General features: G+C 53.7%; 6 protein-coding genes. 1 reads left to right on the top strand and 5 read right to left on the bottom strand.

Going from position 1 to position 6,000, the window contains the following annotated elements:
- Window positions 1-36: 36 nt before the first annotated feature.
- The 4 genes from V0288_RS07625 to V0288_RS07610 all read right to left on the bottom strand — a co-directional run bounded on the left by V0288_RS07625 (window position 37) and on the right by V0288_RS07610 (window position 4,524).
- Window positions 37-264, bottom strand: coding sequence for a hypothetical protein (locus tag V0288_RS07625; RefSeq protein WP_332864473.1), 228 nt, complete (start codon window positions 262-264; stop codon window positions 37-39).
- Window positions 265-318: 54 nt separating this feature from the next.
- Window positions 319-1,689 carry a sensor histidine kinase gene (locus V0288_RS07620; protein ID WP_332864472.1) on the bottom strand — a complete coding sequence of 457 codons (1,371 nt, stop codon included), beginning with the start codon at window positions 1,687-1,689 and terminating at the stop codon, window positions 319-321.
- 127 nt (window positions 1,690-1,816) lie between these two features.
- A complete protein-coding gene (crtH, locus tag V0288_RS07615) occupies window positions 1,817-3,334 on the bottom strand; it encodes a carotenoid isomerase (protein WP_332864471.1) in 1,518 nt (505 codons plus the stop codon).
- 494 nt (window positions 3,335-3,828) lie between these two features.
- On the bottom strand, window positions 3,829-4,524 hold the full coding sequence (locus tag V0288_RS07610) for a rhomboid family intramembrane serine protease (RefSeq protein WP_332864469.1): 696 nt from the start codon (window positions 4,522-4,524) through the stop codon (window positions 3,829-3,831).
- 155 nt (window positions 4,525-4,679) lie between these two features.
- Here V0288_RS07610 and V0288_RS07605 point away from each other — a divergent pair, with 155 nt between their 5' ends.
- On the top strand, window positions 4,680-5,036 hold the full coding sequence (locus V0288_RS07605; RefSeq protein WP_332864467.1) for a hypothetical protein: 357 nt from the start codon (window positions 4,680-4,682) through the stop codon (window positions 5,034-5,036).
- Between the two features lie 155 nt (window positions 5,037-5,191).
- Here the strand turns inward: V0288_RS07605 and V0288_RS07600 are convergent, their stop codons facing one another.
- Window positions 5,192-5,953, bottom strand: a complete 762-nt coding sequence (locus V0288_RS07600) for an MBL fold metallo-hydrolase (protein WP_332864465.1) — start codon at window positions 5,951-5,953, stop codon at window positions 5,192-5,194.
- Window positions 5,954-6,000 lie beyond the last annotated feature (47 nt).

Below are 6,000 nucleotides of genomic sequence, written 5' to 3'. Positions count from 1 at the left end.
CCCGAACTTGCCTTAACCGGCACGGGGTCTTGCTATTCATGCAGGAGGTCTAATAAAAGTCGGGCCCAGATCCATCATGCGATCGACCAACCATCTCGCCCGTTTCTGCCGTTTCCGCGAGGATCGATCGCCCGTCAGCCGATCCCGGAGTAAAAAACCGAGAAACTGTAGGGAACTACTGAAAATCTCCCATTGACGCGCCAGGGCCGAGGGTTGGCTATTCTGCCACCGCATAGGTTTTAAGGAATCACTCCGCGTCAGCATGGTATCGATCTCGGTAAAAAGGCACGGTTAATTTTAATATGCCCGACTTCCCCCCTATGATATCGTCCGCGCCTGCCGACTTCCCGCGATCCGTCGGGGTAAGGTGACGGTAAACGCGTTCGCGTGCGCGTCGGTACCCGCTACCGGCACGCTCGTCACCTCGATCCGGGCGTTGAGTAGTTCGATCAATCCCCTAACTAACGCCAGACCGATACCCGTCCCCGCGATCGCCCGCCCGGTAATCCCCTTACCCCGACGGAATGGCTCGAAAATCAATTCTTTTTCCTCTTCCGCGATGCCCAGACCGGTATTGGTGACGGAGATCTCGATCGCCCCGTCCGCGATATCCCGCACCTCGATCCCGACCGTCGTTTTCGGGTGGGAAAAATTGCCCGCGTTGGTCAAAAGTTCGTCGAGGATCGCCCGTAAATGCTGGGGATCGGTTTCCACCGGTTCCTTCCCGACCCCGGAGCGATCGATCTCTAACCGCAGGGGTTTGCGTTTATCCTCGCCCCATTTTTCTTGAAACGGGAGCGTTACCTCGCGCAGTAAAGCCTCTAGATCCACCGGTCGCGGGAAAACCCGTAATTCTTGCGACTCTAACTGTTTTAGGGTGACGATATTATTGATCAGTTGGTTTAAAGTGTCCCACTCCTGCTTGAGAATGCGCCAGAAATTTTCCCGCGAGGAAGGGGGGAGATTCCGATCTTTACTACTGAGAGCGTCGATCGCCATTTTCATCGTCGCCAACGGATTCCTAGCTTTATCGCTGATGGCGGCGATAATTTCGTCTTTCATCTCGTTTAGCTGACGCTGTTGCTCCAACTGTTGGCGCATTAACTCGTATAACCGTTTGACGATCGGACTGCCGGTAGCCCGTTCGCGGGAATTGAACGGCACGATCCGGGCGATCTCCTCCCGATCGAGCGAAGAAACCGCCTCGTGAGGGAGCGGCAGGGTTCCGTAGGCGATACCGAGCGCGCTACCGATCTCCGCGAGAATTTCCGGTTCCCGTCCCGTCACCCGGCCGGCCTCGCTCGTGCCGATGATCGCGATCCCGTTCCTAATCCCCCGAAACGAGATCGCGATCGCCCAGGACGAATCCAACGGGGCGATCGATCGCCACCAATCGAGGGCTATCCCCCGCTCCCGGAGATCGCGCAGACACGTCGCGCGTCCCGTTTCGATCGACATTTCCGGTTCCGTCACCCCGGAATATCCCGCGGGTAGCCCTTTTTTTTTCTCGTGCCAGAACCCCTCGATCGTCCCGATATTTCCTCCCGCCATCAGGAAACAGGCACTAACCCCCAAATGTTCGCCGATCTCGCGCGCCATCTGTTCTAGTAAATTGGGAGCGTCCAAATCACTATCGATCAGTCCGATCAAGGATTTTCGTAACCAGTGCGGATCGGTGGACTTTTCCATGTCATGAGGAGAGGGTTTTCGATCAGTATAATTCCGTGTTTATCTCTCGCCTTACGGCAAGATCACGGATTTTCTCGCGCTCGGTATCCCCGATTTTGCCGAGCCGGTGGTGTTATCACGGGATCGACTATTCTACCGTGGCGCGGGTACGGAAACCGAGATCGACCGCTATCCGGTGGCCGCAAGCGAACCCGGAGAAGGCCACCGCGTTTAATCCCTGGCCGGGGAAGGTACTATCCCCGACACAGTACAAATTCGGAATCGCCGTTCGATTGAAAGGCATGGCCAGCAATCCGGGAAGTTTCCGGACCGGGATCGGGCCGTAGGTCCCGTCCGCGCGATTTAAAAAACGGCGATGGGTACGGGCCGTACCGATTTCTAGATAGTCTATTCCCTCGTTCAAACCGGGGAAGAGAGTTTCGAGTCGATCGAGCAATCGTCCCGCCGCGGCCTCTTTTTTCGTCTCGTATTCTTTCGGGGGCAGATCCCGCCACTCGTCGATCCAACTGGGCGTAAAGGTATGAATAATATGATAACCGTCCGGGGCCAGCGTCGGGTCTAGCAGGGTGGGAATGGAGACGAATATCGTTCCCTGTTCTTTTTCCATATTCTCCCACTTTTCCAAGAGAATATGATGGCATTCCGTTCCGGGCGCGAGAACGTCCGCTTTCACCCCTAAATGTAAACTCAGGAAACTAGGGGATTTTCGGTAACGTTTCCGCCAATTTCGCTCGCGTTTCGGCAGGGAGTCCGGGGGGAGGAGTTTCTCGAAGGTGTCCCAACGGGTCGCGTTAGAAACGATCCGTTTTCCGTAGTATTCTTTACCGTCGGTGAGCCGTACCCCGATCGCCTTTCCCCCCTCCAGTAAAATCTCTCGCACCCGAGCTTTATAGCGGATCTCGCCCCCGGTTTTCTCCAATCCCTCGACCAATTTTTCGGCGATCTGACCCACCCCTCCTTTCGGATAGTTGATGCCCCCGTAATGTCGATCGCTAAACACCATCCCCGCGTTGATCATCGGCGTTCGATCGGCCGGAACCACCGACCAACAATAGCACTCCATATCGATAAATTGTAATAATCTCGGATCTTGAATATATTTCCGCGCGATATCTCCCGCGTTTAGCGGTAAATACTTCACCAATCCCAAACAAGCCATCGGATGTTGGAAAAATACCCGCGCCAGATATCCCGGTTCCTCCAGCGACAGTAATTCCATCGCGTTCAGACAGTTAAACACCTTCCAGCATTCATCGTAAAATCGCCGGATACCTTCCCGCTCGTTCGGGAAGATCGCGATCAGTTCTTGCAAGAATTTCTCATAATCGCGATGAACTTTTACGTCGAGTCCGTCGGGTAAATGATAGTGGATCTGCACCGGGTCGGGAATCGTTTCCAGACCGACATTCACCGCGTCCAGCGCGCGGGTGAGCAGGTTAGTGGTTCCCCGTTTGCCGAAACCGAAGATCATCGACGCGCCGACATCGAAGTGGTAGCCCTCGCGCTCGAAATATCCCGAACTTCCCCCCGGTATCACGTAACTTTCCAACACCAACACCCGCGCCCCCCGCGCCGTCAGTTGAGTCGCCGTCACCAATCCCCCGATTCCCGACCCGATCACGATCGCATCGTATTGATTACCCATAATCCGGATTTATAAATTTTTATTTCAATTCTCTAGTGTACCGCCCGGAGGTAGGGGAATGGGGAGATGGGGAGATGGGGAGATTGTTCGGGGAAAAGGGCCCCTGGAAAAGGGAAAAGAGCTTTCTTAAGCTTTTCACCTTTACCCTTTCACCTTTTCCCTCCCTCACCTCTTGCCGATTGCCTATTGTCTCCCGCCCCCGGCCTCCTAAATAAAAAAATGGGAACCGCATTGTTAGAGACTGCCGCGCGGTTCCATTGCCGATCCTTGAGAGGAGAACACTATAGACACTATAGTGTTATTAAAAATAATTGTCAATAATTTTGAGAATCTTTTTCAACAGATTTTTCGATCGGGCTTCCCTCGATCGCCGGAAAACCCGAAAAAATTGAGCCTTAAGATATAAAAAGCTCTTTTTACCATATATATCGGTTTTAATGCTTTTTTATACAATAATACGAGGAATATCTCCCCCGATCGCCCGACAATATCCCCTATCGATCGTCCATCAAACCCAGGAGAGGCCCGAGAATCGCCCCGAAGACAAAACCGCCCGCGTGGGCCCAGTAGGCGATCCCGCCACCTTCCATACCGATATTCGCGGCAACCCCGAGATTGGCAACGCCGTATAGTGCCTGTTGGAGAAACCAGAAACCCAGGAAGAAAAACGCGGGAATCCGAACCGTCCAGAAGAAAAAGCCCAGGGGAATGAGGGTGAGAACTTCCGCTTGGGGAAAACGGAGAATATACGCTCCCATCACCCCGGCGATCGCCCCGCTCGCTCCGAGAGAGGGAATCGTGGAAGCGGGAGAAAAGAACCATTGCGTTAGAGCGGCTAAAGCTCCGCAGGCGAGGTAAAAAATCAGATATTTAATATGCCCGAGCCTATCCTCGACATTATTGCCGAAAATCCACAGGAAAAGCATATTTCCCGCGACGTGTAGGAAACCACCGTGGAGAAATTGCGAGGTGAACAGTGTAGCCCATTCGGGGAACGGTTGCCCGATCGAGTATCCTTGTAAGTCCGCGGACAATTGTCGGGGAACGACCGCGTAAAGCTGGAAAAAAGACTCTAACTGTCGAGGATTTAAGGTGATCTCGTAGAAAAAGACCAGAATATTGACGGCGATCAACCCGTAAGTCACGTAAGGAACGATCGAGGTGGGATTATTATCGCGTAAAGGAACCATAAGGGAAGTGGACCGGAAACTTCGATCGTCAGCGTAACATAGGCGCTCGGGGGAAAAACGCGCTAAACTGGGTAACGTGGGAAAGTTCAGTAGAATCAACTAGGCGATTCCCATTACCTCCACCGCTCCTCAGACTACTTTTTTTCGATCAATCCGTGAGAATCCGTACACGAGGTCAAACCTACCTGTTCTCGATCGCGACGGGATGGATCGGGCTTAGTTGCCTTGTTTCCCTTCCCGTCGGAGCGCAGAACTTCCCGCCGAGTAACCGATGTCTCGCCGAGACCGAATCTTGCGCCTATCAGGATTACCCTCAGTATAATCAACGGGTCAATTATCGCACCCCGCAACAGATCCAGCAGAGACGGGTGAACTCGATCGAGAATCAATGCGGCGCGAGTAATTCCAGAACTTGCAATCATCTCCTTCCCGCGGTGGAAACGATCCAAGAAACCCCCGTCCTGCAAGAGTTACGCGACCGTCAGATCGAGACTCTAGAAAACGGGAGATAGGGGGATGGGGGGTCGGGTGTCGGGAGATGGGTAGTGGGAAATAAATAGATAATTTCGGGACAAAATCGAGAGTTTCGAGAAAGTTATTTCCTACACCCTACACCCTTCCCTCCTGCCTCCTGCCTCCTGACTCCTGACTCCTGACTCCTGCCTCCTCACGCGAATTCGACGGTGAAGGGTTCCCAGGGTATCGGATCGATCGCCCGCGTGTCGAGGGACTTGGATTTCAGGAGATCTCGGAAGGTTTCGACACTGCCCTCGGCGCGTAAAACGGACATTAATAAACCTTCAAACCGGATATCGCCTCCCGCGGCCGTGGGGATAATGACCCGCGGGTGGAGGAGTTCGCAGACTTCCAGCGCGCTTTTCTGTCCCTTGATCACCGGGCCGAGGAGAGGGAGTTTGAGATCGATAATGGGGGTGAGGATGACATCGATCGATCCCTTGGTTTTGAGTTCGGGGGAATGATAGCCGTGGGGTTCGTAGTAGAGACGGTGGCCGGTGGCGAGATCTTCTAGGATATAGCCATTCTCGATCGCTGTGGGCCCCACCGGCGAACCGGGGACAGCCTCGATCGCTACCGAGGAATCGAGGGTATATTTTTCCCCGTGGGAGAGAGTGACGATCGTTTGATAGCCTAACTCGCGGACGACTTTGGCCGCGTTGGGGGACGCGATGACGGGGAGGGATCGATCGAGCGCTTTCAGCGTCGGGGGATGCGCGTGATCTTCCAATCCCTGAGAGAGGACGATCGCGTCGATATTTTCGGGAATCGGACGGGTTTTCGTTTTCGTCCCCTCGAATAACCAGGTTAAATTGCCGAAGGTGAGGGAACCGACTAACCAGGGATCGACTAGCAGACGTTTTCCCCCCAGTTCGAGTAACCAAGAATTACTATCCAGCCAAGTTAATCGCATAAATACCGAGTGAACATTCCGATCGATACTGTAACAAATCCATCGAG

Source organism: Pannus brasiliensis CCIBt3594 (genome assembly GCF_036688125.1).
Classification (GTDB): domain Bacteria; phylum Cyanobacteriota; class Cyanobacteriia; order Cyanobacteriales; family Microcystaceae; genus Pannus; species Pannus brasiliensis.
The sequence above is the reverse complement of the archived record's forward strand: the minus strand, read 5'-3'. Positions and strand labels throughout refer to the sequence as shown.

Coding starts and splice junctions, on each gene's coding strand:
- V0288_RS07625 (WP_332864473.1), bottom strand. CDS start 264: ATGCTGACGCGGAGTGATTCCTTAAAACCTATGCGGTGGCAGAATAGC.
- V0288_RS07620 (WP_332864472.1), bottom strand. CDS start 1,689: ATGGAAAAGTCCACCGATCCGCACTGGTTACGAAAATCCTTGATCGGA.
- crtH (WP_332864471.1), bottom strand. CDS start 3,334: ATGGGTAATCAATACGATGCGATCGTGATCGGGTCGGGAATCGGGGGA.
- V0288_RS07610 (WP_332864469.1), bottom strand. CDS start 4,524: ATGGTTCCTTTACGCGATAATAATCCCACCTCGATCGTTCCTTACGTG.
- V0288_RS07600 (WP_332864465.1), bottom strand. CDS start 5,953: ATGCGATTAACTTGGCTGGATAGTAATTCTTGGTTACTCGAACTGGGG.